This window comes from Halosolutus sp. YCN4 (assembly GCF_059736495.1).
On record NZ_JCASSM010000004.1, the window covers coordinates 540314 to 566481 of the forward strand.

General features: G+C 67.2%; 22 protein-coding genes. 12 read left to right on the plus strand and 10 right to left on the minus strand.

Annotated elements, in window-relative coordinates:
* Positions 1-146 precede the first annotated feature (146 nt).
* Positions 147-3665, plus strand: coding sequence for a midas domain-containing protein (locus AC6I6X_RS17350; protein ID WP_497931878.1), 3519 nt, complete (start codon positions 147-149; stop codon positions 3663-3665).
* A gap of 31 nt (positions 3666-3696) precedes the next feature.
* Positions 3697-4605 carry a PKD domain-containing protein gene (locus AC6I6X_RS17355; protein WP_497931779.1) on the plus strand — a complete coding sequence of 303 codons (909 nt, stop codon included), beginning with the start codon at positions 3697-3699 and terminating at the stop codon, positions 4603-4605.
* A gap of 266 nt (positions 4606-4871) precedes the next feature.
* Here AC6I6X_RS17355 and AC6I6X_RS17360 read toward each other — a convergent pair whose 3' ends face one another.
* From AC6I6X_RS17360 to AC6I6X_RS17370, 3 genes are read right to left on the minus strand one after another with little or no spacing between them, the layout of a single operon-like run.
* Positions 4872-6134 (minus strand): ABC transporter permease, encoded by a 1263-nt coding sequence (locus tag AC6I6X_RS17360; protein ID WP_497931780.1) that lies wholly within the window; start codon positions 6132-6134, stop codon positions 4872-4874.
* Entirely contained in the window at positions 6131-7306 is a 1176-nt protein-coding gene (locus tag AC6I6X_RS17365; protein WP_497931781.1) for an FtsX-like permease family protein, read from the minus strand. The genes AC6I6X_RS17360 and AC6I6X_RS17365 overlap by 4 nt, the downstream gene beginning before the upstream one ends.
* A 35-nt stretch (positions 7307-7341) precedes the next feature.
* Positions 7342-8124 carry an ABC transporter ATP-binding protein gene (locus AC6I6X_RS17370; RefSeq protein WP_497931782.1) on the minus strand — a complete coding sequence of 261 codons (783 nt, stop codon included), beginning with the start codon at positions 8122-8124 and terminating at the stop codon, positions 7342-7344.
* Positions 8125-8261: 137 nt separating this feature from the next.
* Between AC6I6X_RS17370 and glmU the strand changes: the two genes are divergently transcribed.
* From glmU to AC6I6X_RS17400, 6 genes are all read left to right on the plus strand, one after another.
* Complete coding sequence (glmU, locus tag AC6I6X_RS17375) at positions 8262-9449, plus strand: bifunctional sugar-1-phosphate nucleotidylyltransferase/acetyltransferase (protein ID WP_497931783.1); 1188 nt, start codon at positions 8262-8264, stop codon at positions 9447-9449.
* Positions 9450-9531: 82 nt separating this feature from the next.
* Positions 9532-10848 carry a phosphoglucosamine mutase gene (gene glmM, locus AC6I6X_RS17380; RefSeq protein ID WP_497931784.1) on the plus strand — a complete coding sequence of 439 codons (1317 nt, stop codon included), beginning with the start codon at positions 9532-9534 and terminating at the stop codon, positions 10846-10848.
* Between the two features lie 199 nt (positions 10849-11047).
* A complete protein-coding gene (locus AC6I6X_RS17385; RefSeq protein ID WP_497931785.1) occupies positions 11048-11767 on the plus strand; it encodes a histidine kinase N-terminal 7TM domain-containing protein in 720 nt (239 codons plus the stop codon).
* Positions 11768-11965: 198 nt separating this feature from the next.
* Positions 11966-12199, plus strand: a complete 234-nt coding sequence (locus tag AC6I6X_RS17390; RefSeq protein WP_497931786.1) for a hypothetical protein — start codon at positions 11966-11968, stop codon at positions 12197-12199.
* A gap of 317 nt (positions 12200-12516) precedes the next feature.
* Positions 12517-13701 (plus strand): hypothetical protein, encoded by a 1185-nt coding sequence (locus AC6I6X_RS17395; protein WP_497931787.1) that lies wholly within the window; start codon positions 12517-12519, stop codon positions 13699-13701.
* Positions 13702-13802: 101 nt separating this feature from the next.
* Positions 13803-13952, plus strand: coding sequence for a zinc-ribbon domain-containing protein (locus AC6I6X_RS17400; protein ID WP_497931788.1), 150 nt, complete (start codon positions 13803-13805; stop codon positions 13950-13952).
* Between the two features lie 256 nt (positions 13953-14208).
* Here the strand turns inward: AC6I6X_RS17400 and AC6I6X_RS17405 are convergent, their stop codons facing one another.
* From AC6I6X_RS17405 to AC6I6X_RS17420, 4 genes are all read right to left on the minus strand, one after another.
* Entirely contained in the window at positions 14209-14724 is a 516-nt protein-coding gene (locus AC6I6X_RS17405) for a hypothetical protein (RefSeq protein WP_497931789.1), read from the minus strand.
* A gap of 601 nt (positions 14725-15325) precedes the next feature.
* Positions 15326-16522, minus strand: coding sequence for an MFS transporter (locus tag AC6I6X_RS17410; protein ID WP_497931791.1), 1197 nt, complete (start codon positions 16520-16522; stop codon positions 15326-15328).
* A gap of 148 nt (positions 16523-16670) precedes the next feature.
* Complete coding sequence (locus AC6I6X_RS17415) at positions 16671-17771, minus strand: DUF8471 domain-containing protein (protein ID WP_497931793.1); 1101 nt, start codon at positions 17769-17771, stop codon at positions 16671-16673.
* Between the two features lie 74 nt (positions 17772-17845).
* Positions 17846-19945 carry a DUF4129 domain-containing protein gene (locus AC6I6X_RS17420; RefSeq protein ID WP_497931794.1) on the minus strand — a complete coding sequence of 700 codons (2100 nt, stop codon included), beginning with the start codon at positions 19943-19945 and terminating at the stop codon, positions 17846-17848.
* Positions 19946-20059: 114 nt separating this feature from the next.
* Here AC6I6X_RS17420 and AC6I6X_RS17425 point away from each other — a divergent pair, with 114 nt between their 5' ends.
* The 4 genes from AC6I6X_RS17425 to AC6I6X_RS17440 all read left to right on the plus strand — a co-directional run bounded on the left by AC6I6X_RS17425 (position 20060) and on the right by AC6I6X_RS17440 (position 23551).
* Entirely contained in the window at positions 20060-21538 is a 1479-nt protein-coding gene (locus AC6I6X_RS17425; RefSeq protein ID WP_497931795.1) for a DUF58 domain-containing protein, read from the plus strand.
* Positions 21535-22077: a DUF8163 family membrane protein gene (locus tag AC6I6X_RS17430; protein ID WP_497931796.1), complete on the plus strand. Its 543-nt coding sequence runs from the start codon at positions 21535-21537 to the stop codon at positions 22075-22077. The genes AC6I6X_RS17425 and AC6I6X_RS17430 overlap by 4 nt, the downstream gene beginning before the upstream one ends.
* Entirely contained in the window at positions 22074-22964 is an 891-nt protein-coding gene (locus AC6I6X_RS17435; RefSeq protein WP_497931798.1) for a DUF7982 domain-containing protein, read from the plus strand. The genes AC6I6X_RS17430 and AC6I6X_RS17435 overlap by 4 nt, the downstream gene beginning before the upstream one ends.
* Before the next feature lie 176 nt (positions 22965-23140).
* Positions 23141-23551 carry an Ig-like domain-containing protein gene (locus AC6I6X_RS17440; protein ID WP_497931799.1) on the plus strand — a complete coding sequence of 137 codons (411 nt, stop codon included), beginning with the start codon at positions 23141-23143 and terminating at the stop codon, positions 23549-23551.
* 173 nt (positions 23552-23724) lie between these two features.
* On the opposite strand, the gene AC6I6X_RS17445 is transcribed toward AC6I6X_RS17440, so the two are convergent.
* Genes AC6I6X_RS17445 through AC6I6X_RS17455 form a run of 3 tightly spaced genes read right to left on the minus strand, consistent with a single transcriptional unit; the run spans position 23725 to position 26107 of the window.
* The gene (locus AC6I6X_RS17445) at positions 23725-24723 is read right to left on the minus strand and encodes an AAA family ATPase (protein WP_497931801.1); all 999 of its coding nucleotides are present in this window, start codon (positions 24721-24723) and stop codon (positions 23725-23727) included.
* On the minus strand, positions 24720-25829 hold the full coding sequence (locus AC6I6X_RS17450) for a DUF4350 domain-containing protein (protein WP_497931803.1): 1110 nt from the start codon (positions 25827-25829) through the stop codon (positions 24720-24722). The genes AC6I6X_RS17445 and AC6I6X_RS17450 overlap by 4 nt, the downstream gene beginning before the upstream one ends.
* Positions 25826-26107, minus strand: a complete 282-nt coding sequence (locus tag AC6I6X_RS17455; RefSeq protein ID WP_497931804.1) for a DUF8044 family membrane protein — start codon at positions 26105-26107, stop codon at positions 25826-25828. Before AC6I6X_RS17455 ends, AC6I6X_RS17450 begins: the two co-directional genes overlap by 4 nt.
* Between the last annotated feature and the right edge of the window lie 61 nt (positions 26108-26168).

A 26168-nucleotide genomic window follows, 5' to 3' on the forward strand; every position in this document is an offset into this window, starting at 1 on the left:
TTACTGTTACTGCAGACGACGTAAATACGGATAACACGTCGACAGAAGGCCAGATTGAACTTGAGCTGGCGAGCGTCGATCTGACCGATGCTGAGGTCTCGGCAAATTCGAGCAGCGACAACGTTACGAACGTTACCGCAGCCGTTGTGAACGGCACCGTTGCCGTCACGTTCAACGATGCTGCTAGCGGTGACACTGCAGAAAACGTTAGTTTCACCGTCAACGTCAATAACGCCACCACCCCGGAAGAGGGCGAATACGACGTTACCGCCTCCGTTGACAGTGAAGGCGACGGCGAGTTCGAAGTGCAAGACGAATCGATCGCAAGCCTCACGGTCGACGGTACGGCCCCAACCATCGACGCCCAGATCAGCGATACCACGGACGAAAACGGACTCGTCGCGGGTGGAGAAGAAGTCCTGATCGAAGCGAACGTTACCGATAACCAGGGGATCGATACCGTCGAGGCCGATGCCGAGGCGTTCGGCGTCTTCGAACCCGTGGAACTCACCCACGATAGCGGTGATACCTACAGTGCGACGATCACTGTAGACGGTGAAAACGCCACCAACGGCGATCAATCCGTTGCCATCACCGCAACTGATGGGGTCGGGAACACTGGCGAAGCACTCACCAACGATGTGGAAGTGGACGTGGCTGCTCCGGAGAACAAGGTCATCGACCTCCGTGACGAGGAGGAGGTGCTGGTCCACTCGTACGAGAACCTCGACATCGTCTACGAGTACATCGAGGAGAACACGGCCAGTGCGACCATCACGCTTGAAGGCCAGACCTTCAACGCCGAGGGACAGACGTACACCTACGAACTCGACGACGAGGCGTATATCAACGGCTCGACCAAGTCGGTGACGCTCGACCTCGACGACCAACTCGAAGAGGACCTCGGCTGGAACGATCTCGCCGACGGTGCCTACTCGATCGCCATCGAAGTCGAGGACGAAGCGGGCAACGTCAACAGTACGTCGACCGAGGGCGAACCGGTCGTCGTCGACGACGAGCATCCCGTCGTGACTGCAACCGAACTGAACGAGACGTCCGATGTCGCTCCTGATGCCACCGTCGATGTCACGTACGAGTACACGGACGCCACCAACGCGACGGAACTGGCTCTCGTTCTCGATGCCAGTGATAGTGAATCTGATGGGGAAATCGTCGAACCAGTCGATCACGCACCAGGTGACGACCTGACGAAGACGTTCGATCTAAGCGACGCCAAGATCGACGACAACACCGAATACGATGTTTTCCTCGTTGCTTCGGATGAACAGCGTAGGTCCACCGGTGATTACGTCGATACGATCGACGTGAACGCCGAGGCACCGGCGATCGAGGCCGCTGAGGCGAACGCCGGCGACGACACGGTCACCGTCACGTTTAGCGAAGCCATCGGAGTCTCACTTGATCGGACTGACTTCGCCTATCAGGACGTCAGCGGCGATGGTGCGAGCGCCATCGACTCCGTGTCTCACTATCGTGGTTCCGACGAGGCAACCCTTTACCTCGACGCGGACGTCTCGGCCAACGACCTCGAAACGGACGTCGTGAGCGCACGTGCGGGTGAGATCCCGGACACGGCGGATCACGACCCACGCTACGTCGACAGTGGTGAGGCGGTCGCGCTGCAGGACACCACTGCCCCGACGATCGACGAATCTGACATCACTGCCCCGACGATCAATCAGGATAACGAGGAACAGTACTCCGTCGACGTCTCCCTCGATCGAGAGATCGTCGACGTCAGGGTGACCGTCGGCAACGACGTCGAAGCGACCACAGAGGACGCTCAGTACTCCGCGGAGGTCGGCAATCTGAACGTCTCCGAACTCGAGGATGACGACGCGGTCACCGTCACTGCCCTGGTAACCGACAAGGGCGGGAACACTGACACCGCGACGACGACGGTCGAGAAGGACACCGGTTCCCCATCGATCGACTCCGTGCAGGCTAACGCCGGCACGGACGTCGTCGACGTCGAATTCGACGAAGAGATGTCGCATCTCGATGCCGACGACTTCGCACTCGAGGGTGTCGACGCAGACGTAAGTTGGGTGTCTCAGTCGGACGATACTTTCGAAGTTCACCTCACTGAGCCGGTCCCGTTCGAAGCGATCAACGACAGTGAGGCTGCAACCATCACGGCCACCGAAAGCGCCACCGACGCAGCTGGTAACCCCGCCGTGGGTGAACCAGTAGCGCTGAACGACACCGAAGAGCCGTCCCTGTGGGGGCTGGAGGCTTCGGCGAACGACGAGAACGTCACCGTAACGTTCTCTGAAGGCGTCGTGAACGCCTCCGGTGACGCCCTGGACGCCGACGACTTCGTCTACAGCGACGAGAGTGAGGACGGTGCGAGCGCGATCGAGAGCGTCGACCACGACGCCGGGTCGAATACGGCGATCGTGACCCTCGACGCCGAAGTGGCCGCAAGCGATCTCGACACCGACACACTCGGGATTGCTGAGGAAGCGGTCTACGACGCAAACGGAAGCGCCGCCGACGCAACGGGGTACTCCCTCTCCGACTGGATGGCTCCGGACGTCGACCTGAGCGCTGACGTCGATGGCGAGACCATCACGTACACCATCGAGTCCGACGAAGAACTCGACGAGATCGAAGTCGACGTCGATACTCAGAACGAACTTGTCACGGAACACTTCCAGGGTAGCCCGGTCGGCGAGACGCTGACTGCGGAGGACTTCGAACTGGAGTCCACCGAGGACGGCTACGTCTACACGGCCACCTACACGGCACCGCGAGACGGTCGGTACGACGCCGAGCTCGCAACCGCAGAGGATCTCGCTGGAAACGACGGTGCGTGGTACGAGGCCGCCTCTGCAGACGTTGATACGGCAGCTCCGTCTGCGGTTGACGCGATCGTCGACCCGCAGGGCAACGATCGTGTTGCCCTCTACTTCGATGAGCCGATCGATGCGAGCGCGATCGATAGTGACGCAGTCACCGTCGAAGGTGCCACTGTCGATTCCGTTGACCAACGACAAAGCGACGGCGACTGGGGGATCGTCGTTGTGAACCTCGACGACCCGCTCCAGACGGGTGACGAACCGAACGTCACTGTCGACGGTGACTCCTTCCACGAGATCACCAACGATTCGAGTGACGGCCAGACGACATCCGAGACGGTCCACACGACCAAACTCGCGCTAAACGAGGGCACGAACTTCGTGTCCGTCCCGGCGATCTCCGGTGGCCAGGATCTCGATGACGTCGACACCAGCAACATCGACGTCATCTGGTCCTACACGGGCGACAGTTGGGAGAAGTACGACCCTGACGACCCCGAAAGCGACTTCGACTCGCTTGAAGGTGGCCAGGGGTACATAGTCGAGATGGAGAACGCTGATGTCCTGGACATCAACGTCCACAACCTGCCGGCGAGCAGCACGGGTGACGTCGACGGTGCGCTCATGAACGAGCAGCACCTCGACGAGGGCTGGAACCTGGTTGGCCACTACCAGACCGAATACCAGTCCGCGGACCACGCGCTGAGTTCGATGGGCGATGATGTCCACGTCGTCTACGGTCAGGCCGATGGCTACGAGTACGAACTCGCCGACGGGCTCGCTATCGGTGAATCGTACTGGGTCTTCGTGAAGGACGACACGGTCTACACCCACGCCCCGTAGGGTCACCTGACCAAAACCATCATTTATTGATATGAATATCAAGAGAATCTCATACCACCCGGCACGACTGCTCGTGGCCGCCGTAGCTGTGCTACTGGTCACGAGCGTGCTCGTAGCCGGTGGCGCCGTCGCACAAGACGACGGTCCACCGGCGCCGCCACACGGAGTCTACGGCGATGTCGTGGACAGTAGCGGTGACCCCGTCGAGAGCGCTCTCGTCGAGGTCGTCGACGACAACGGTGACGTGATCGTCAACGACACTACCGACGAAAATGGCGCCTACAGCGTCAACGTCGACGGTCTCGACGAAGGGGACGAGTTCACCGTCTCCGTGGCCAACGTCGCAGACACCGACGAAGAGACGCTCACCTGGTCGTCCGGCGCTTCGGAGCGCGTCGACCTCTCCGTCGAGGTCGGCGACTCCGGTGGCGGTGGCGGCGGTGGCGGTGCACCCGGCGGCGGTGGGGGCAGTGCCCCCGAACCCGACCACCCCGAGCCGAACGCCGCGATCGCCATCGATCCCGATCCGGCGACGATCGGCGAGGAGATCACCTTCTCGGGGGCGAAGTCGACCGACGAGGAACGGCCGATCATCTCCTACGCCTGGGAGATCGACGGCGAGACGGTCGACGGCGAGACCGTCACCGCCTCGTTCGACGAGGCCGGCGAGTACGACGTCTCCCTCACCGTCCGGAACGACCTCGGCGAAGAAGACACCGCCACGGCTACCGTAACCGTGGAAGAAACGGACGAGAAAGATCCGTCCGATGGCGACTCGTCCGACGGCGACCCGTCCGATGGCGGAGCGTCTGACGGAGATCCGGACGACGAAGGTCCTGACGACGAAGACGATGACGACGGGCTCCCCGGCTTCGGACCCGTCGTCGCGATCGTCGCACTGCTCTCGGTCGCGCTCCTCGCGATCCGCCAGCAGGACTGACGCTCACCAAACACGCACACTTTTTTCGAAGCGATCGCCGGCCGCTCACAGTCAGCAGGTCTGCAGCGCATGCTGTCTCGCGATTGGCTAATAAGCGCCCGTTCGACTACGACCCGAGTTCGGCATCGCCCGACAAGCATCACCCTGACGGAAAGATCGGACAGACGCTCTCACTCACGAATCGAACCGAGGGGGCCTCGCGTTCGTGTGTCCGGACTCGTCGGCTTGTGCGGCCGAGCAAGCGACGGCATCCAAGCGACGCGGAGTCAAAGATCGTCGAGTACCGGCCGATTGGTGAGGCGCCAGCCGGCTACTGTTGCGGCGATCGTCCCGATACCGACTGCGATCGCGATCCCCCCGGTGTAAATGAGAGCAGTCGTTTGGACGAGGCCCTCGAAGCCGACGACGGAGGCGGCGAACTGATTGAGCAACCAGACGCCGAGGGGTGTGAGCGCGAGTCCGAGCATCCCGCCGAGGAGTCCGATTACGAGACCCTGGCCGATCACGGACGTGACTATCAGGGGCGCTGAAAGCCCCTGTGCCCGCAGTGCGGCGAACGCCTGGCGTTGTTGGAACACCACCAGCGACAGCAGCGACACGGTCAAGGCGATGCCAGCGCCGACGGCGAGCACGACGAGGGTGGCGCCGGCGGCGAGGACGAGCACCTGTTCCTGCAGGACCGCTTCGAGCTGTTCCTGGTTCGATCGGATCTCGTACTCCGGATAGTCGTCCTCGAGGTCCTGTTGCACCGTCTCAATATCGGCGCCCTCCGTGACGGTGATCGTGATGAACGTGGCGGGTTCGGTCTGGGTCGTTCCGGTTATCCGGTGGAGTTCGCTCAGCGGCATCGTCACGGTTGGTGTCCCGAGCATCTGCTCGAAGGTGGGCGAAATTCCGACGACGGTAAACTCGGTGTTCCTGGCGGCCGCGAGTGAGCCCCCAACGTGGACCGTATCACCGACCGACACGTCGAGCGATCGCGCCGTTTGCTCGTCGAGCAGGAGTTCGTTCGTTTCGGGGCCGTCGTAGGACCCGTTCGCGTAGTGTGGATCGCCGCTGAGTCCCTCACCCGACGTTACCTGGACGGCCGAGCCCCCGCCCGGGACGCCAGTGCCGACGAACGTCCGGAACTCGCCGTCACCGGTACCGACGTAGACCGTGTCGAACGCGAGCGGCGCCGCGTTGGCGACGCCGTCGTGGGTTTCCATCTCGTGGGCGACGGTCCGCGACTCGTAGAGCGTGTTCTCGAAGCCGCCGCCCCCGGCGGACGTCAACCGCGTTTCACCCGCTGTCACCCAGAGATCGCGATCGGCGGCCTCGAACTGCCGTTCGCCCGTCTCGAGGACGCCGATGCCCGTCCCGGCGAGCAGCGTCATCGCCAGGACGGCGAGTGCGACGCCAACGATCGCCAAGCCCAACCGCGACCGGTGCTGGCGGAGTTGGGCAAGAGCCAGGCCGCCGGCAGTTCGGACACGTTCGCGGAGCCGTCCCAGACGCGTCGCAGTGGTGCCGTCAGCGCCGCCGGTCATGGCACACCACCCGACAAGCGACGGGTCGCGACGAGCAACCACGGCAGCGACAGCAGTCCAATTGCGAGCCCGACAGCGAGTCCGTACGGCACGAACGCGAGCGACGACGTTGCGATCGGTTCCGTCGTCAGCATCCGCATGGCGAGTTCGTTGACGAGACGGATCACACCGAGGCCGCCAATTCCGCCCAGGAGGCCCCCGAGTGCCGTCGTCGCCAGGGTCTGGACGCCGACCAGTCCGAGCTGGCTTCGTACTGACATGCCGAGCGCCCCCAGTGTCGTCAACTGTTGTCGATCCGCTACGAGCTCGAGGCCGGACGTCGTCACGACGAACAGCGTGCCGATCGTCACGGCGACGACGACGGCGACGAGCCCGAGCGCCAGCGCCAGATCCGACTCGACCGTCTGACTGGCAGTCAGTTCGCTCCGCGTGAGTACTGCGGATTGCTCGTAGAGGCCAGCGAGTTCGTCTTTGACGGCCGGCGACCCCGTCGCGACCACGAACTGATCGGCCTGATCGTGGCGGTCCGCCCCCGTCAGCGTCTGGAGTTCACTCAACTGGACGAGCGCCGTCGGCACGTCGCCGACGCGCTCGGACGAGTCGTCGACGCCAGCGACGGTGAACGAGTCGTTGCCACCGATCGTGACCGTCTCGTTCGGCGACGCCTCGAGGACGGACGCGGCGCTTTCGGAGAGGACGACGTCTCCAGTCCACTCCCCGTCGTACTCGCCGTCGCCGTAGTACGGATCACCCACCGTCAGGGGTGCCGTAGACACGCCGGCGACTCGATCGAGGCCCGGCCGGTCGATGATACCGACGACCAACACGTACTCCGTCGTGGACCCGGTTTCGACCTGCATGACCTGTGTCAGGACCGGTGTCGCCGACTCGACGTCGTCGATCGCGGCGATGCGCTCGGTCGTCGGGTGGACCGAGCCGAACTGCGGGCCGTCGGTCGCCACCAGCGGTGACGTGGTGCCCTCTTGCTCCGGAACGAGCCAGTAATCGACGTCGTCGTCGTAGACGGTCGTCCCGGTCGCAAGGCCAACGCCGATCCCCGTGACGGTCACCAGCAGGGCGATCGCAACCGCGACACCGAAGACGCTGAACCGGACGCGCTGCTGGGCAGTGTGGGTCGTCCGTGAGATGGTCCGCCGGACCCCCACCCCCACAAGTCCGATCCATCGACGGAGTACCGATCGGCGTGTCATGGATTGGGCTGGACGGCGCGATCGTGATCGAGTCGCTTGCCGTCTTGCAACCGGACGAGGCGATCGCAGACCGCGAGTGTCTCTCGATCGTGCGAGGCAAGGACGACGGCACGGTCCTCGGCGACGCGTTCGAACTCGCGCAGGATCCGCTCGCCGGTCTCCGTGTCGAGTTCGCCCGTCGGTTCGTCGGCGACGACGAGCGTCGGATCGGTGACCAGGGCACGGGCGATCGCCACGCGTTGCTGTTCGCCCCCGCTCAGCTCCCGGGGGCGGTGCGTCACTCGATCTTCGAGGCCGACCCGAGCGAGCAGTTCCGTCGCCCGGCGGCGCCGTTCCGGTTTCGGAACCCCGAGTTCGACGAGTGGCAGGGCGACGTTCGCACGGGCCGACAGCGAGTCGAGCAAGTGGAAGTGCTGAAAGACGATCCCGACGTGCTCGAGTCGATGGCGCGTCCGCTCGCGTTCCGACAGGGCGGTGAGATCGGTCCCGCGAAACGAAATCGTGCCCGCGGTCGGGCGGACGAGGCCGGCGAGCAGATGCAGAAGCGTCGACTTGCCGCTCCCGCTCGGGCCGGCCAGACCGACGATTTCTTCGTCGCGAACCGTGAGCGACACCGAATCGAGGGCCCGGACGGTCGGCGGCTCCGAGCGGCCGAGCGCCCGTCCCACCCGGCCCGGTGTCGCGCCCCTGGTGTAGATTTGCGTCACGTCCTCTACGGCGACGATCGGCGATGGAGCACTCGAGCGATCGGCATGCGACGCACCAGAATCGGTCGCCATTACCAGTGGGCTAGCCTGCGCCCAATTAATTCTCTCGGTTCGACTGGTCACTACGCAGATGAGTCCGGCGACGGAGACGTCCTGGCGCGTTGCGAGCGAACCGCTTATTTGCCACATCGCGAAACAGACCGCTATCGATGCAAGCTATCGTGCTCGCCGCCGGCGAGGGAACGCGCATCCGACCGCTGTCGGACTCGCTCCCGAAACCGATGTTACCCGTCGCTGACCGGCCGCTCGTCGCCCACACCGTCGATACCGCGATCGACGCTGGCGCCACGGAGGTCGTGCTCGTCGTCGGGTACGAGGCCGAGACCGTTCGCGAGTACTTCGGACGCGAGTATCGGGACGTCCCCGTCTCGTATGCCGTCCAGACCGACCAGCGCGGGACCGCGGATGCGGTCAACGCGGCCAGCGAGCATCTCGATGGCGCGTTTGCCGTCCTCAACGGCGACAACCTGTACGATCCCGCCGCGATCGAGCGGTTGTTCGCGGCGGCGCCGGCCGTCTGTGCCGTCGAGGTCGCGGACCCGCGCAACTACGGCGTGTTGAGTACGGACGCCAGCGGCGAGGTCGTCACCGGTATCGTCGAGAAGCCGGCCGAGCCGCCGTCGTCCCTCGCAAACGCCGGTGCCTATGCGTTTCCCGACGCGGCGGCGACGTGGCTCGACGTCCCGGCGAGCGACCGGGGCGAACACGAGATTACGGACGTCCTCGCGCGGGTGATCGAACAGTACGACGTGACGCCGGTGGCGGTCGACCGATGGCTCGACGTGGGCCGCCCGTGGGAACTGCTCGAGGCGAACGAGTGGCAACTCGCCACGCTCGATCGACGGGTCGACGGCGACGTCAGCGACGACGCGACACTGCATGGCGACGTCGTCGTCGAGGCCGGGGCGACGGTGAAAGCCGGCGTCGTGATCGAGGGCCCAGTGTTGGTTCGACCGGGGGCGACGATCGGCCCGAACGCGTACGTCCGCGGCGCGACGCTGGTCGGGGAGAACGCGAAAGTCGGCCACGCGGCGGAGGTGAAAAACACCGTCCTCTCGCCCGGCGCGTCGGTGAGCCACCTCTCGTACGTCGGCGATAGCGTGCTGGGGCGTGACGTCAACTTCGGCGCCGGAACGAACGTCGCGAACCTCCGCCACGACGAGGCCGACGTCCGACTGACGGTCAAGGGCGATCGGATCTCGACCGGACGCCGCAAGTTCGGCGTCGTCGCCGGCGACGGTGTCAAGACCGGTATCAATACGAGTCTCACGCCCGGGCTGAAACTCTCCAGCGGGGCGACGACCCGGCCCGGCGAGACGGTCGATCGCGATCGCTAGCTCCCGCGCTGCGACCCGAGCGTACGGGCCCCGGCCACTCACGACCGGTAGTACTAACAGTCGCTCGCGTCGAGCGGTTGCTATGTTCGGGACGAGCGGTATCCGGGGAACCGTCGGGGAAGACGTCACCGCGTCGCTCGCGCTCTCCGTCGGGCGTGCCGTCGCGTCGGAGGGCCACGAGCGCGTCGTCGTCGGCCGCGACCCGCGTGACAGCGGCGCACTCCTGCTCGATGCCCTGGCGGCGGGCCTCAGGGAGTGTGGCTCCGACGTCATCGACGTCGGCGTCGAGGCAACGCCGACGATCGCCCGTGCCGTCGGGACGTACGACGCCGACGCGGGCGTCGTTATCACGGCCTCGCACAATCCCGCGTCGGACAACGGGATCAAACTCTGGACGCCCGCGGGCAAGGCGTTCGGCCCCGCGAAGCGAGCGGCGATCGAGAAGCGCCTCGAGACCGGGACGTACGACCTGCAGCCGTGGGACGGGGTCGGCACGCGGCGACACCGGACGGACGCTGCCGACCACCACGCCGCGGCGGTGCGCGAGGCTGTCTCGCTCGAGGCGACTCCCCACGTCGTCGTCGACGTCGGCAACGGGGCTGGCGGGATTACCGCCCGCGTGCTGGCCGAACTCGGCTGTCACGTCGAGACGCTGAACGGCCAGCCCGACGGCGCGTTCCCCGGCCGGCCGAGCGAGCCGACCCGCGATACGCTGGGCACGCTCATGCGCACCCTCGAGACCACCGACGCGACGGTGGGCATCGCGCACGACGGCGACGCCGATCGGCTGATCGCCGTCGACGACACCGGCTCGTTCGTCCCGAAGGACGTCCTCCTGGCGCTGTTCGCCCGGGACGCCGCCAGCACGGGCGATCGGGTCGCCGCGCCGGTCGATACGAGTCTGGCGGTCGAGGACGCGCTGGCCGAGATCGGGGCGTCGGTGTCCCGGACGCGGGTCGGCGACGTCTTCGTGGCCGAACGGACGACCGACGCCGACGTCGTCTTCGGCGGCGAACCCAGCGGGGCGTGGATCTGGCCGGACGAAACCCTGTGTCCCGACGCCCCGCTGGCCGCGTGCAAACTCGTCGAACTCGTCGCCGCCCGTGGCCCGCTATCCGCCCTCGTCGAGTCGATCCCGACGTATCCGATCGAACGGACGTCGATCGAGGTCGAGGACAAAGCCGAGGTGATGGACCGGATCGAGCATCGCGTCGGCGATCGGTACGACGACGTCGCGACGCTGGACGGCGTGCGCGTCGACTCGCGCGACGGCTGGTTCCTGATCCGGGCGAGCGGAACCGAGCCCGTCGTCCGGGTGACCGCCGAGGCGCGCGACGACGCCCGGGCCGGCGAACTGGCCGACGAAGCGATCGGGATCGTTACTGCGGCGACCTCGTGACCGGTTGCAGCGGGGCGGCCGTCGCGACGGCCGTGGCTCGTCCTCTCGCCCGGGAGAGCACGGCGTCGTCACCGCCGCCACGGGTGCTGGGCGGGCACCGTGGTCCGCTCTCGCCCCCGAACCCGATTGCCGTCGGCTATCGAAACATTCCGATCGGTCGAAGGGGAAAATACAAGTTAGAATACTTCCCAGTCCAGTCATGGACTCGGTGCACTGGCTGTCCTGGGCCCTCGCTGGCGGTGCCGTTACTGCCGCGCTCACGCTCTATCCCTATCTCGCCACCGCCATCAGCTATCGCGGGAGCGATAACGGGCTGGCGTACATCCTGCTCGTCATGGGCGTCGCCCTCTGGAACGCCATGTTCGCCGCACAACTTCTGGATCCAGACGCTCTCGTGAAAGGCTTCTTTCTCTCGCTGAGTCTCGTGGGGGCCTCGCTGGCGGGACTCGGGTGGTTCCTGTTCGCCGGCACTGCCAGTAGCACGCGAACCGTCCCGAGACGGCGGGCGGCCTACGGCCTCGCCGCGATCGGCGTCGGCGTCAACATCTCGCTGGTGATCACGAATCCGATTCACGACCTCTACTGGGTGTTGCCGGTCGACCAGTCGACATCGGCGGTGTTCGTCGACATCGCACCGAACCTCCTGTATTGGCTCCAGACGGCGCACCTGGTCGTCCTCTTCGGCGCGGGGACCGCCCTCTTCGCCGAGGCCTGGCGCAGCGGGATCGCGCCGCGCTATTCGCGCCTCTACACCATCGCCGGTACCGGAACCGTGCTCGCGATCGTCGCCAGTAACGTCCTGGTCCCCGGCGGCCTGTCGATCGCCCCGCTCACCGCGGCGTCGCTCACGACGGTGGGCTGGGTTCAGGCGTCGCGTGGCCACCCCTTCCAGCGATACCGATCGTATCTGCCCTCCTAGCTCGCCGTGACAGTCGGTCCGGGGCGCACGCACTCCCCCTCGAGCGGCCGCGACGCGAGCGTCGGCGATCGTACCACCAGGGGATGTGCTGTGCGAGTCGCCGACTGCGGTGGACGGCCCCAGTATCCGTGGGTGGTGGCCCGCGAGTGACGCCGAGCAATCTGAACGTTTATAGGATTCCTATCAAAAGCCACAGCTGTGCAACTGTATCGACCGCCGCCGACGCCGCCGGGCCAGCCGAACGACTGTCTGGGCTGTGACACCGAAATCGACGGCGACGACGTCGAGGGATTCTGGCTCGAACGGGAAAACTGGCAGGCACCGAACACACATGAACTCTACTGTCTGTCGTGTTGCGTCGAGAAGATGACCGCGTGGCCGAACCAGCCGGACGTCGCCGACGAAGCCGACGTGAAAGCACGACTCTCCTGACGGCGCTCTCGTCCCGTGCAGTACCACGTCCGACGAGGTTGCGGCGGCGGACCCAGACCGGTTCGCCGGGGACCGTCGGCCCGTCGCCGTGCGGACCGACATGGGCACGACATGCAGGCCGATGCCGACGTGAGACCACCGCAGGCCGGGTCGTGAGAACGCTCGCCGCGATTGGATTCGCCGGTTTTGCACACGATACGCCCTTCTATTTAATTAATAACGTTTGGTGATACCCTTGCCGCACCGGTCCCGAAAATATAGGAAACCCGAACAGTTTTGTTTCCTGATACCAATGTGTAGGTGGGAGGGGAGCACGGATGCCAGACCTATTCACCACCGACGAAGCCGGCGTCGCGGTAACGAAACACGTCGATGTGAGCGACGACGAGGTCCAGATCGGATTCCGACTCGACTCATCGCGGGACCGTCCGCTGACGGTCCGCGTGCTGGACGCGGTCCCGACGGAGACGAGCGTGGAGGTTCCGACGACGGATCCCTCACACTGGTCGGTCGCCGACGACGCGATCGAGTACGAACGAACGCTCGACCCGGAGGGAGCGATCACGACGGGGTATGTATACGCGTGTGACGGGGAGGGGGCCGACAGCGTGAGTCACCAGCCGCCGACGGTCGCCGTCGACGGCGACGCCGCGCAGGCCGACGGGGAGACGGTCCGGGGGGATACCGGAGCCGCCGCTGAACGGACGGCGACCGCCGGGCCGGAGGCGCCCGACGCGTCGCGACCGACCGGGAGCGAACCGGCGACACGATCTCAGGCGGCCGCCGAGGAGGACGAGTTCGAGATGCCCGAGGACGAGGTCACCGTCGGGGATATCGTGGCTGCCTCTACGGCTGCATCGGAGACAGCGGAGACGCACACGACAGCGCCGGAGGACGTCACGGCGCCCGCCACCCGGACGGTCGAGGCACCGGCCAGCGCTGCTGACACGGCAGTCGGCGACGGCGAGGGGACAGCCGCCGAAGACTCGATCGACGACCGCGTCGAGACGGTGCTTCGGCTACTGGACGCGGACGCGACGCCGGCACAACGCGATCGCCTGGCGCGGGAACTCGGCGCGCTCGACGGTTCGCGGTCGAGCCTCGACCTGCGCGTGACGCACCTGCAGTCACAGTTCCAGGATCTCGCCGCCTATCTCGACGCTATGGAGGAGTTCCTCGACGACCACGGGGCCGGAGAGGACGTTCTCACCGAGGTGCTGGACGAACTGCACGCGGTTCGCGGCCACCTCGAGTGTGTGCAGGACGAACAGGCCGCCCTGGACGAGCGCCTCGCCGCCGTCGAGGATCGGACCGACCGGCTCGAGTCGTCGGTCGAGAACCGGCACGACGCCGTCGAGAGCGACCTTCGTGACCTCGAAACGTCGGTCGAAGACGTCGACGCGACACAACGGACGATCCAGGAGGAGATGGCGCAGTTCGCCGCGTTTCGGGATGCGATTCGGGGCGCCTTTCAGTCGGAAGCGGTCTCGAGTGACGACTAATGCAGCGACCGCATCGCGACGATTTACACGACAGTCGGCGGCTGTCGATCGTCGAGCACACGCGACGCCATGACTGACACACGCCCGGTTCAGCATCGACGATGAACGGCCTCATCACGTCGCTCCTCTCTCGGGGGCGCGATACGACCGTCGTCCGGGAGTGTCGACAGTGTGGAACGGAGGTGTCGCCGTCAGTCAGGACCTGTCCGACGTGTGGGGCCGATCAGATCGTCGAATACGTCATCGAGTGACTCCGGTAGAGACCGACGGGGCGCGCTCGCATCCCGGACCGTAGTCGGTGGCACACGAGGCGTCACCCGTCGATCGCGCGTCGAGGTTCGGACTGCTTCGGTCGAACCGACGTGTAGGTGCCTCGAGCGGCACGTGCGCAACTCTTCGCAGCGCACCTCGGGTCGTCTCGTGGGCCGCATCCATCCCTTCGACGAGAGCGATCGCGCCTCACCCGCACCCGGTCGGAAGCGCAGTACGGCTCTCGGCTCACCCACGTTACGGACGCGAGCGGCGCCGTCGGCCCCGATCGTCGACGGCCGTGCGAACCAGCGGATACCACGCGCCGAGGACGGCCCCGTAGCCGATGAGCGCCACCAGACTCGCCCCGTGATGGTACGGCAGCGGCAGGCTCCCGCCGGTCAGTTCGACCCAGAGCGGCACGCCGTACGCGACGCCGACGAGCCAGCAGACGGTGCCGTAAGCGACGCCGAAACAGCCGCCGAGGAACGGCGAGCGGGGTGCGGCCGCGAGCGGCGCCGGCGCCCAGCGGTGGGTCGCCGCGCGCGTGAGTCCCGCGACGAACGGCACGGCACCGAGGATCCCGTGCGCGGCGACGATAACCCAGTCGCTCGTGACGCCCGTGAGGCCATACAGCGCAGCCACGCTCTCGAGGTGTCCCGTCGACGAGAGCAGGCCGACGAACGAGAGACTGGCGATCAGGGCCGCGACGAGGGCGCCGAAGATCGTCCCGTTCGACGGACTATCATGTCTTCGAGACCGTCCGTACGACATAGGTATTCGATGCGACCGATCGTATAAATAAGTAGTTGAATATCACCCAAGTGTCTAGAAATAAAACACGAATCGATGCGAGCGTCCATCACGACGCGTTCGGTGTGGTGACGGACCGAACGCACGGACCGGAGCCGATCGGGTCGTCGGGAATGGACGCACTCTGCCTACTGCTCGACCCGCATCTTCAGGCACGGGGATGCACTCACACGATGTATCATTGTGGCTGGAAATACGGGTATCTGAAAACTTATGTGAGCGGTCTCGGATACCACGGCCATGCAACAGTATCGTCCGCCACCGACGCCGCCGGGCCAGCCGAACGACTGTCTGGGCTGTGACACCGAAATCGACGGCGACGACGTCGAGGGGGTGTGGGTCGAACGGACCACTGGCAGGCACCGACTACGTACGAACTCTACTGTCTCTCCTGCTGTCTCGAGAAGCTCGAAGAGTAGGCGATCGGAAGCGGCGACGGCGATCTGAGCGGGTTCACGTGACCCCGGGGAGGAACCATCGTGGCCATGCTGACTACACGCGGTCCAGCGGCTGGCACCGCCTTGGCGGAGTCGACCCGCACACGTCCGCGCTGCGTGTCGGCTTAGTACTCGATCGAACCGGCCACGATGAGGACGACCACCCCTGTAAGCCCGGCGATGGCGAGGAACGCCTCGTCGAAGTACCCGCGGTCAGCGATCGCGCCGAAGACGACCGGACTCATCGCCCCCAGTGCGATGTAGACCGTCCGGAGGGCGCCCAGATTCGTCCCCTGGGTCCCGTCCGGCAGGCGTCGGGTGAGATCGGCGATCACGATCGTTTCGAACCCCAGAAGACAACTCGCACCGACGGTCAGGAGGACGAACAGCCACACCGGTTCGGCGAACGGCAGCGCGAAGAGCGCGATCCCGGCCGTACTCATAAGCGCTAACAGCGGGACCCGGACGCCCATTCGGTCGTAGGCCCGGCCCGCGATCGGCTTCAGCAGGATGCCGAGGGCGAAGAAGAAGCCGAACAGCACGGTCGCGACCCGCCCCGAGAGGTCCTTGACGTCGATCAGATACGTCGGATAAAATCCCATGAACGCCTGGATGATCACCCCCCAGAGCACGAGCAACAGGGTGCCGCGCAACACGATCGGTTGCGACAGCGTCGGGACGATCTCGTCGAGCGCAAGCGATTCGCGCAGTGGTGTCGCTGCCGTCGGCTGTCGCGGAAGCGTCGCCCAGAGCCCGCCCGCGGCGAGTAAGAAGAGCGGCACGGCGACCCCGAAGCCGTACTGCCAGGCCAGCGCCGCCGCGAGGAACCCGGCAGTGGGCGGCATCACCGCGTTCCCGAAGTCGCCGGCGGCCATCGTCACGCCCGTGGCCGTCCCGAGTTGCTCCGGGTAGATCTTCTCCAGGATCGTAAACCGCGAGACGCCGTACAGCGCCGTTCCCAGGCCGAACAGGGCCGTCGCCAGGAACAGGATGAGCGGCGAATCCGCGACGACGACGAGTGTGAGCATCGTTGCCGCCAGGAGGGAACTGGCGAACAGTAGCCGGCGCTCCCCGGCCCAGTCAGCGAGGATGCCACCGGGGAGCTGGCCGCTCGCGTACGCGATCCAGAGCACCGTCAACAGCAAGCCGGCCGCCGTGAGCGAGAGGTCGTACGTCCCGCGGATCTGCGGTAGCACCGCCGGATAGATCATCCGCACGCTGATCGACAGAAACCAGCCGAACGCGACGGCGAGCAGGATCTTCCCGCGGCCCTCGCTTCGGAGGTCCCCGATCGCGTGTTTTACCGCCGCAATGGAGCGCACAGTCGGTGAGCGTCACCCTACCGATGGCTTCTCGGTTGGACTCTTCAGTCTTGGTATCGCGGGTGCGAAGCGGGACCGCCGCCTGTCGCATCTCTTTTGGCGTCCGTCGGTCGAGCGATCGGCCCGGCCACGCCCTCGATACAGCCGATCACGAGTCCGCCTGCTCTTCGGCAACCGAGACCCACAGGTGGACGGAGTACTCCGTATCGTCCATCGACGGTTCGGCCGGCACGTCTCCGCCGGGGAACAGGAGCCAGACGATGCGGACGTTCTCGCCCGTCATCGTCGGCTCGATCTCGTGGGGATGGTGCCAGGATTCGTTATGCGCGAGTCGCGTCTCGAACCGATCGAGTTCGCGTTGCTCGGTGACGACCGTCTCGTTGACGACCGAGTCGTTGGCCCCGGCCTCGGCTGTCGCTGTCTCGTTGGGCACCCGGTCGGTGCGCTGTTCGAGGACGACCACGGTGTAGTCCGTCGGTTCGTGTTCGTGGTTGTCGACGCCGACGACGATCTCGGCGCTTTCGCCCCGGACGAACTCCGTCGGATAGCCGTCGGCGACGAGGTCGCCGTCGTCGTCTTCGGTGAGGATGTACACGGCCGAGAACTGCTCGCCCTCCGGCGGGACGACGATCGCGAACGTCACGGTCCCGAGGGCGAGCACGATCGACGCCACCAGCAGGACGTTCAGGGCGGCGTCGAGACGGGAGTCCGGCTCGAGCAGTTCCGTCCGCCCCGCACGATACCACGCGCGGTAGGGCACGCGAAAGCGTTCGTCGGCGGGGAGTTGCCACCGCCGGTGGGCCGCGATCGCCGTCGCGCCGAGCGTAAAGGCGGTCATCGCGACCATGATCGGCGCCAGCCGGATCCCCCACGGCGTGAAATTCAACACGAGGCCGATCAGCGGCGTGATCGCAATGCTCAGTCCGAACGCGAGCGCGACCCGCTCGATCCCGTCGATTCCCGTTCGCTGAACGGCGGCGAAGATCCCCGCCTCCGAGTCGGGTTCTGCGTCTCCGAACTCGGTGGGGGCGTCGCCGGCTTCGGGAAACAGCGCGGCGATGAAGACATAGCCCGGAACGAAGAGGACGAACGCGAGCCCGAGTGGGACCCGAAGCGGGGTCTCGCGGAGCAGAGGGGCGAAGACGGCGACGTTCACCAGCGCCGTCACGACGAGGACGGCGGCGAGATCCGCCGGCAGTGCGCGCAGTGGACGCGGGAAGAGCAACCAGAGCGACCGTCGGTCGACCATTCACGCAGCTATCTGCAAGACGGCGATAAAAGTTGGTCGGTCGATGCCGAGAGTGCGGCTCCGGTCTCAGGCAGTCACTCGGCCCGCGCTGGAGCGGCGGCTGTCGATCGGGCGGTCGAGGGACACAGTTGGCGGGTGGACTCGAGGACCTCCCGCGCGGTCGCCGGCGTAACGCCTTCGGGGGCGAACGCGGCCCGTTCGTACGCCGTGACGAGTTCGCGGAGCTGAGCGGCGTCGTCGCCGTCGAGCTCCCCGTCGAGCCGGCGGTAAAACTCCCAGTGCGTGAGGGTGGGCGGGAGCTCGGCGTTCCGCGCGAAGGCGTACCGAACGGCCGCGTAGGACGAGCGCACAGCGGCCTCCGGCTGGCCGCTCGCCAACTGCTCGTCTGCCGCCGCCAGCAACGGATCGACCGGATCGGGTGCGGTGGGGGCGTCGGCTACCGGCGCGTCTACGGCCGGCCCCGGGTCGCGGCCCGCGCTGTCGTCCGCAGCCGCAGGGTCGCGGGTCCACCACCAGACGGCCCCGCCGGCTACGCCCAGCCCGACGATCGCGACGAGTAGCGCCAGGGCCCAGGTGGGAAGCGCCGAGCCGCCGTCCGCCTGCCCGACCGCGATCGTCGTCGCGGTCTCTGTCGTCGCGAGATTCGTGTCGGTGCCGTCGTACGTCGCGGCGACGGTCATCTCGTCGCCCGCCGACGCCGGGACCGAAACCGTCGTGGCGAACTCACCGGCGGAATCCGTGGTCACCGTCGCGACCGGGTCCCCGTCGCGGGAGATGACGATGGGCTGATCGCCGACGCCCTCCCCGGCCGCCGTCGCCAGCGTTCCCGTTACAGTGAGATTGGCCCCGTCGGTCCGCGTCTCATCGATCGAGAGGGTGGTGTCCGTCTCCGCGACCGTCACGGCGGTCTCGGCCGTCGTGCTCGCGAGCGCCCGGTCCTCGAACGGCAGGGAGAGCCGGAGTGTACGGGACCCGTCACGGACGTCGGCGGGCACCGACAGCGAGCCGTCGATCGTCCCGTTCGTGACCGACAGCGTGCCGAGGCGGTCGCCGTCCAGCGTCGCCTCGAGCGCTACGCCGTCTATCGGGACGTCCCCGGCCGTGAGTGTGCCGGTGACCGCGAGCGCCTCGCCGTAGGCGGTCGTCTCGGTGGGTTCGCGGACCGTGAGCGTCGGCTCGACCTGCGCGAGGGAGACGTTCAGCGTCGTGGCGCTCCCGAGATACGGCGACTGCGACGCTGGTACGTACTCGACCGTCATCGTCTCCGTCGCGAGCGGCTGCGTCGTCGGCCGGTACGAGAGGTCGATCCCGCCGTTCGCACCCGGTTCGACGGTGACCGGCTCGCCGTCGACCGCGAGCCGTACCTCGTCGGCGTCGATCGTCGTCCCGTCGGCGGTCCGGAGCTCGCCGCTCGCGACGAGCGGGTCGAGAAACGAGACGCGTTCGTCGTCGGCCTCGAGACGCAGCTCCGTCGCGACGAACTGCTCTTCGCGGACGATCGCCTGTTCCTCCCGGATCTCCGACCGGGTGTCGTTGACCGTCGCGGCGGTCTCCGAGAGGTCCTCGTCGGTCTCGAACGTGAGTACCTCGTAGGTCACGGCGAGGTCCTCGCCGACGGCGTCGAGGTCCGTCGCGAGCGTCTCGAGCTCGCGCGCGAGCTCCCGGGCCCGTTCGTCGTCGCCTGCCTCGCGGGCGGCTTCGTACTCCGCTTTCGTCGTCCGATACGCCTCCGTCTGGTTGACGAAGGTCGCCTGTTGCTCGGCGGCGTCCGCGTAGGCCTCGGCGGGCTCCGTAGCGTTGTCGTCGGCGTCGCCGTCACTCGTGTCGTCGGTCGTCTCGCCGGCGACCTCCGCGTACTGGCCGAGTCGGTCCCGGTACTCCGCGTCGACGAGTTGGCGGGCGCGGTCGTACTCCCCCTCGCTGAGGGCGATCGTACTCTCCCCTAACTGGTTCGAGAGACGTCCCGCCAGCCAGGACTCCAGCCGCTCGAGATCGCCGTCGGCGGCGTACTCGTCGGGGTGTTGGTGCCGAACGGTCTCGTTCCCGGTGGACGTTTCGTTGGCGGCGACCGCCGGCGTCGTGGCGCCGGTCGCGCCCGCCACAGCGGGCGCTAGTATCGACGCACACAGGAGGACCAGCGCAAGCCCGAGCGCACGGTCGGCGACGTCGTTCACGACCAGGACTTTCTCGCTCGGCACAAAAAACTGTCTGCTCGACGGTTCGGCCGCCGTGGGGAGGCCAGCGGTAGAACCAGTAAGTTCAACACGCCGCCGGCATGTGACTGGGGTATGCGTCCGACGCGCCATCTGTGGGCAGCCGGCGTGCTCGCCGTGTTCCTCGCTGTGCTCGCCGTGCTCTTCGCTCGCCCGTCGTTGCTCGGGGCGACGGCACTGCTCGGCGCGTGGATCGTGAGCCGACAGTATCTGTTTCTCACGGCGGCGACCGACACGCTCGCCGCCCTCGACGTAACCCAGGCCCCTGCGACGACGGGCGTCCAGACCGACGGTACGACGCCGGTCACGCTCGCGGCGACGGTCGACACACCGGCCCCGCTCTCGCTGACGCTCGCCGCGGGTATCCCCCCCGGCGGGACCGCCGCGGAACCGCTGACCCTCTCGCTGGCGCCGGGAGCGACGCGTGCCCACCAGACCGTGCCCGTCGAGTGGCCGATCGCGGGGCGCCACGAGTTCGCCCAGCCGACGCTGACGCTGACCGACGGCCTGTTCGAGACGCGCGTGCCCGTCGGCCCGAGGCCGACGGTGACCGTCGAACCGCGTCGCCCGCGAGCGGTCCACGTCGGGGCCGGCGGCGACCGCGTCGCCACCGCCCAGGGCGACCACGAAAGCGGCCGATACGGGCCCGGGATCGAAGCCGCTGGCCTTCGCGAGTACGTCCCCGGCGACCGGACCGACCGGATCGACTGGAAAGCGACGGCCCGCCTCGATACGCTCTACGTCCGCGAACGCGAGATGGAGACGGATCGCCCGACCGTACTCTGTCTCGATCGGCGCGCGGCCCTCTCGACTGGGCCGCCCGGCGAGACGAAACTCGACCATCTCCGCGAGGTTGCGCTGGCGCTGGCCGCGCGCGCGGAGACCGCCGGCGATCCGCTCGGACTGGTGACCGTCGCCGACGAGGGGCTGGCGACGCACATCACACCCGCGCTCGGGCCGACGCACTACCAGGCCGTCCGGCGCCATCTCTTCGACCTCGAGGCGCGCCCCGCTCCGTCACGGCACCGGTCCTCCGCGCCTCCGACTGCCGCTGCGGGCCGCGGGGGGGCCGCCGGTGCCCCCGGCGGACTCGGCACCGCCGCGGCGACCCAGCCTCGGCCCGCCCGTGTACAGCTCACCGGTGACGACGCGTTCGCCCGGGCGCTCGAGCCGTTTTATACGGCACAACAGCCCGACCGCCCCCTCGACGGGAACTCGCTCGAGGGGGCGGTCCGGGCGGCAACGACGCACCACCGCAATCGGGGCTGGCTGATCCTGTGTACGGACGACTCCACGCCGGCGTCCCTGCGCGCGGCGGTTCGCCACGCGCGCAAGCGCGGCCAGAACGTCCTGGTGGTCCTCACTCCGACGGTACTGTTCGAGCCGGGCGGGTTGGCGGACCTCGACCGCGCGTACGAGCGCTACGTCGCTTTCGAGGAGTTCCGGCGCGATCTGGATCGTCTGGAGCGGGTCACCGCGCTGGAAGTCGCCCCCGAAGATCGCCTCGCGAGCGTCCTTGCCGGGCAGGCCCGCCATCGAGGTGAGCGCCGATGAGTGACTCGTCCCCGTCCGACGGCTCGCCCCCGCGGCTCGAGTCGTGGCTTACGGTCGCCGCTCGCCCGCGCGATCGCTGGCCCGAGGCCGGGGCGCTGATGGGGCTGGTGGTCGCGTTCGGGCTGGCTGGCGGCCCGCTGGGCCTCCTCGTGGGCCTCGGGACTGCCGTCGTCTGGGCCGGGCTCGGCACGCCGTACGCGATCGCCGTCGGCGCTCTGTTGTTCGGCGGGCTGGTCCCGGCGGGCACCGATGCGGGGACCCTGGCGCTCGTCACGGTCGGCTTCCTCGCGCTCGTGGTCGCGCCGGCCGTTCGGACCGACAGGGCAGTGGGGGTGGCGACTGTCAGCGGCGCCACTCTCCTCGGAGCCGGCGGGGTAGCGTGGCTGGCGCTGCGCTGGCACTCGCTCTGGGTGGCCGCGGCGCTTACCGTCGGCTGTCTCGGGCTCGCCAGCTACGGGCTGTATCGGTACAGTCTGGTCAGCCTCGGCCTCGTCGACGACTCGGCGGCGACCACCCCACGAGACGGTGATGCGACATGAGCAACGACACAGCGACGACGACCGATCCCGACGACACCCCGCCCGCCGCGGAGCCGACGGCCCGCGAGCGAGCGGCCCAGATCGAACTGCTCGAAGAAGAGAACCGCCGGCTGCGAGCCGAGTACGCCCGCGCCCGGCAATCCCGATACCGCCGGACGGCGATCGGACTGGCCGCGATCGGGCTGGTCGCCCTGGCCGGCGGGCTGGTGTTTCCCGCGACGCGGGCGGTGTTCGTCGCCCTCGGCGCGACGGGCCTGTTCGGCGCCCTGCTCACGTACTCCCTCACCCCGGAGCAGTTCGTCGCGGCGTCGGTCGGCGACCGCGTCTACGCCGCGGGCGCCGCCAACGGGGCGTCGCTCGTCGCCGCACTCGGGCTCAGCGACGTGCGCGTCTACCTCCCGGATACGGGCGCGACGCCCGCCCAGCTGTACGTCCCCCAGCACCGCGCCTACGAGGTGCCGACCGGCCGCGACGGTCCCTTCCTCCACGAGCCGTCCGAGCGGGGCCTGCTCCTCGAACCGACCGGCGCTCGCCTCTTCGCGGCGTTCGAACGCGCGCTGCCGGGCGAGCTCGCGTCGGCGCCCGAGCCCCTCGTCCACCAGCTCTGTGACGGGCTCGTCGAGCAGTTCGAACTCGCAGCGGGCGCCGAGCCCGACGTCGATTCGGACGACGGCCGGGTGACGGTGGCGATCTCGGAGAGCACGTTCGGCGCGGTCGATCGGTTCGATCACCCGATCGCCTCGTTTCTGGCCGTCGGACTGGCTCACGGACTCGACGAACCGGTCGAACTCGACGTCGACGCCGGCGACGATCGCGCTCCGTGGCTGGTCACGTGTCGGTACGACCTCGACGACGAACCGGCGACCGAGTTCGAGTGGGTGGGCTAACATGCAGGGGCTATCGACACCGGTGTGGACTCGGCGCAGCGGGAGTGCCGGGTGCCACTACCAACCCTTACGTCCGCGACACCCAGTGAGAGATCGTCCCCCGAGCGACCGCGAAGGAATGTCTCGAGAACGCGCTTGATGCCTAGGGTTGTCAGTCGATAATAAGTCAATGTATGATGGACCGTCGTGGCTTCGTTGCGACCATCTGTTGTGCGGCCTGTGGAGTGAGTGCAGGCTGCCTCGTTGAGGACGAATCCGAGTCGGAACCGGTGATCGACTCCCTGGAACTCGAAAATCACCGACGGGAGGAGGGTCACGAGTTTACGGTGCAAATCGAGGACGAGGAAGAGGTGGTTTTCGAAGAAACGCATCATCTCGGTTCTGCCGGTTCGGGAGACGATGCTACGGCGTTTGAAAATCCGGTTGAGCCGGGAGCGTACACCGTCCGAGTTACCGCTGGTGAGTACTCTACGACCGCAGAGACACAGACCCTAGTTGAGGACGAGAACCCGTGTCTTCGACTCAAATTCTATCTCAGTCCTGAGACACTCCACATGGAATATCAATCGTACGATCGTTGCGAGTAATGTTTTCGTTAGAGCGTGACAGCTGGTGTCTACACTTCCTTCAGAATCGAACTGACCAACGGAACCGTCTACTCGCCTTCTCTGTGGGGTGAATACTGCCCTTCAGGGCGGGGGCGGTGACACGGAGCCAGACCGCGCGACAGTGCTCACGTGGTGGCGATCGTCGACGGGAGTTATGCCGCGTCGGGGACGTCCAGATCGGGAACTTCGACGGAGTCGACGATCTCGGCAACGATCTCGGCCGGGGCCACGTCGCTCAGATCGGCGTCGGTCGTCAGTACGAGCCGGTGTAGGAGGATCGGCTGGGCCAGGGCCTTGACGTCGTCCGGGATGGCGTACTCGCGGCCGTGGATCGCGGCGCGTGCCTTGGCGCCGTCGAGGAAGGCGAGACTGGCGCGGGGCGACGCCCCATAGTTCACGTCCGGATGGTCGCGCGTCGCGGTGACGAGATCGAGCACGTACTCCTTGACGGGATCGGCGACGTGGACGGCCATCGCCGACCGGCGAGCCGCGTGGATGGCGTCGGGGCCGATCGATTGATCGATCGCCTCGGGGCCGAGCGCCGGGTCGTCGTCGAAGCGATCGAGGATGGTACGCTCGTGATCGCGGGTCGGCAGGTCGATCGTGAGCTTGAACATGAAGCGATCGCGCTGGGCCTCCGGCAGTTCGAAGACGCCCTCCATCTCGATCGGGTTCTGCGTCGCGACGACCATGAACGGCTCCGGGAGCGCCAGCGTCTCCCCTTCGATCGTGACGTTCTGCTCTTCCATCGCCTCGAGCAGCGCGCTCTGGGTTTTCGGCGTCGCGCGGTTGATCTCGTCGGCGACGACGAGGTTCGCGAAGACCGGCCCCCGCTGGAGCTGGAACTCACCGGCGTTCTCGCGGTAGATGTGCGTGCCGGTGATGTCCGCCGGAAGGATGTCCGGCGTCATCTGGATGCGGCGGTAGTCCAGCCCGGTCGCCTGTGCGAACAGGTTGGCGAGCGTCGTCTTGGCGACCCCGGGGACGCCTTCGAGCAGGATGTGTCCGCGGGTCAGGAGGGCGATCGTGAGGTGTTCGATCGCGTCTTCGTTGCCGACCAGGACGCGATCGGCCGCGGACCGGATCGTCGTATACACGGCCTGCGGGTCCGCGGCCACGGGCTCCCGATTCGACGGCTCCGTCTCAGTCATTGCTCCTCGGATTTTAGCCGGGTGCGGTTAAGCGCTTTGACTACCCGCTCGATGCGGTCGTCGTCCCACTCGGGATGGCGCGCTCGCAGGTACGCGACGCGTTCGGCGTCGGAGAGTCGGCTCGGCTCCGCGTCGGCCGGTGGCGAGCGCGTTCGGGCTGGCCCGATGCGGGTGCGGACGGCACGGAGCGCGGGCCGGGTGCGGCCGGCGGCCACGCTCACGAGCGCGACGCCGAGCAGGCCCAGCCCCAGCTGGATCAGCGGCCGCGCGCGCACCGTCAGGAGCGCTCCCCGGAGCGGCGGGACACCCCCGGCGTGGCTCACGTCGATAACGGCCCGATCGGCGTCGGCGTACTGCGCCCGGAGGAACGCCGCGTTGTCGGGGTCGTCATACATCGCATTGATCGCGATGCTGGGATCGCCGACCACGACGACCTCGCCGTCGCCGACGGCTTCGACCGTCGCGACCGGATAGCTCGCGAGCGTGTCCTCGTCGTCGAGGTCGGCCTCGGGCTCCTCGCTGAGGTAGGCGTACTCGCTGGTCGCCACGAGCACCGTCGCGCCGTTTGGCTCGATCGCCGTCGCGTGATTGAGCGTGAGCTGCTCGACATCCGCGGTCCGCGGGTGGGTCGCGACGCCGGTCGCGATCGGCATCGCCGGCCCCCGATCGTAGCGGCGCTCGTCGAGAACGACCCGGCCGTCCGTCCGTGCGTCGGCGCCGACGGCCGTCAACAAGTCGTTGCCGTGGGGCGCGACGTTCTCGAGGACGACCACCGTCCCACCGCGCTCGACGAACCGGCGGACGGGCGCCGCATCGGCGGCGTACGGCTCGTCGGGAGCGATAACGAACGCGACCGTCTCGTTGGCTGGCAGCTCGTCGTAGCGACTCGACTCCCGGAGCAGGTCGCTCTCGACGTCGGGGTCCTCGTCGACCGCGGCCCGGAACGCGCTGGTCCCGTCCCAGTCGGGCGTGTAGGGGCCGAACGCCGCAGTCGAGGTCGCGCCCGCGACGATCAGGGCGACGAGAACGGCCACCGTCAGCGCGCCGAGCAGGACGGTCGGCCAGTCGAGACCGTCTCGACCCACAAACCAGTTATGCGGGGTCATACCGGGAGCACCTCCGGTGGCAAGATGGCGAGGATCCGGCGGACCACGACCAAGGCGAAGCCGACCAGGCCGAGTGCGATGAGCCAGCGGAGGCGCCGTCGCCAGGCGGGCGTGAGCGTCTGCGGCGCCGTGAGTTCGGTCACGATCAGCAGGCCGATCAGAGAGAGCACGAAAAACAGCTCGTACGACAGCGACCCGAGCAGCGTCAACACGAGTACGGTCGCCACCATCCAGGCGAGTTGACCGTGGACGAACCGCATCCGGCGTCGTGTCGGCATCTACTCGAGTGAGTGGCTGGCGGGACCGTAAATGTCTCGGCTCCCCGGCGCGGCGCTGTTC

Bases quoted from the DNA above. Each gene is read 5' to 3' on its own strand.
- AC6I6X_RS17355 (WP_497931779.1), top strand. From the start codon at position 3,697: ATGAATATCAAGAGAATCTCATACCACCCGGCACGACTGCTCGTGGCC.
- AC6I6X_RS17360 (WP_497931780.1), bottom strand. From the start codon at position 6,134: ATGACCGGCGGCGCTGACGGCACCACTGCGACGCGTCTGGGACGGCTC.
- AC6I6X_RS17370 (WP_497931782.1), bottom strand. From the start codon at position 8,124: ATGGCGACCGATTCTGGTGCGTCGCATGCCGATCGCTCGAGTGCTCCA.
- glmU (WP_497931783.1), top strand. From the start codon at position 8,262: ATGCAAGCTATCGTGCTCGCCGCCGGCGAGGGAACGCGCATCCGACCG.
- glmM (WP_497931784.1), top strand. From the start codon at position 9,532: ATGTTCGGGACGAGCGGTATCCGGGGAACCGTCGGGGAAGACGTCACC.
- AC6I6X_RS17385 (WP_497931785.1), top strand. From the start codon at position 11,048: ATGGACTCGGTGCACTGGCTGTCCTGGGCCCTCGCTGGCGGTGCCGTT.
- AC6I6X_RS17395 (WP_497931787.1), top strand. From the start codon at position 12,517: ATGCCAGACCTATTCACCACCGACGAAGCCGGCGTCGCGGTAACGAAA.
- AC6I6X_RS17400 (WP_497931788.1), top strand. From the start codon at position 13,803: ATGAACGGCCTCATCACGTCGCTCCTCTCTCGGGGGCGCGATACGACC.
- AC6I6X_RS17405 (WP_497931789.1), bottom strand. From the start codon at position 14,724: ATGTCGTACGGACGGTCTCGAAGACATGATAGTCCGTCGAACGGGACG.
- AC6I6X_RS17415 (WP_497931793.1), bottom strand. From the start codon at position 17,771: ATGGTCGACCGACGGTCGCTCTGGTTGCTCTTCCCGCGTCCACTGCGC.
- AC6I6X_RS17425 (WP_497931795.1), top strand. From the start codon at position 20,060: ATGCGTCCGACGCGCCATCTGTGGGCAGCCGGCGTGCTCGCCGTGTTC.
- AC6I6X_RS17430 (WP_497931796.1), top strand. From the start codon at position 21,535: ATGAGTGACTCGTCCCCGTCCGACGGCTCGCCCCCGCGGCTCGAGTCG.
- AC6I6X_RS17435 (WP_497931798.1), top strand. From the start codon at position 22,074: ATGAGCAACGACACAGCGACGACGACCGATCCCGACGACACCCCGCCC.
- AC6I6X_RS17440 (WP_497931799.1), top strand. From the start codon at position 23,141: ATGGACCGTCGTGGCTTCGTTGCGACCATCTGTTGTGCGGCCTGTGGA.
- AC6I6X_RS17445 (WP_497931801.1), bottom strand. From the start codon at position 24,723: ATGACTGAGACGGAGCCGTCGAATCGGGAGCCCGTGGCCGCGGACCCG.
- AC6I6X_RS17450 (WP_497931803.1), bottom strand. From the start codon at position 25,829: ATGACCCCGCATAACTGGTTTGTGGGTCGAGACGGTCTCGACTGGCCG.
- AC6I6X_RS17455 (WP_497931804.1), bottom strand. From the start codon at position 26,107: ATGCCGACACGACGCCGGATGCGGTTCGTCCACGGTCAACTCGCCTGG.